The following is a 264-nucleotide window of genomic DNA, read 5'->3' as shown; positions in this document are numbered from 1 at the left end:
GGAATTGGAACCGCGTTCCTATTCACCGAATCCGGTCGGCGTCACGTTCGTCATAGCCGCATTCTCCCGTTCGACCGGCGGCATCCTGACGGATCCGTCCCTGCCGGTGGATGACGTCGAGGCGGAAGTGGACGCGACTGCACTCGGATTCGGGCACACGTTCGCCTTTTTCGGCCGCTCGGCGAACATCGGCGTGGTACAGCCACGCGTCTCCGGGCACTTCTCCGGGACACTCGACGGCGAGGATGCCGAGGCGTCACGCTC

The 264-nt window shown here is 64.8% G+C and carries 1 pseudogene; it reads left to right on the top strand.

Features of this window, described 5'->3' with window-relative positions:
- Positions 1-264: pseudogene (locus tag NCR38_RS34055) on the top strand (transporter); the annotation flags it as partial.

It is taken from the genome of Caballeronia sp. INML1 (assembly GCF_023631085.1).
Taxonomy (GTDB): domain Bacteria; phylum Pseudomonadota; class Gammaproteobacteria; order Burkholderiales; family Burkholderiaceae; genus Caballeronia; species Caballeronia turbans.
The sequence above is the reverse complement of the archived record's forward strand: the minus strand, read 5'-3'. Positions and strand labels throughout refer to the sequence as shown.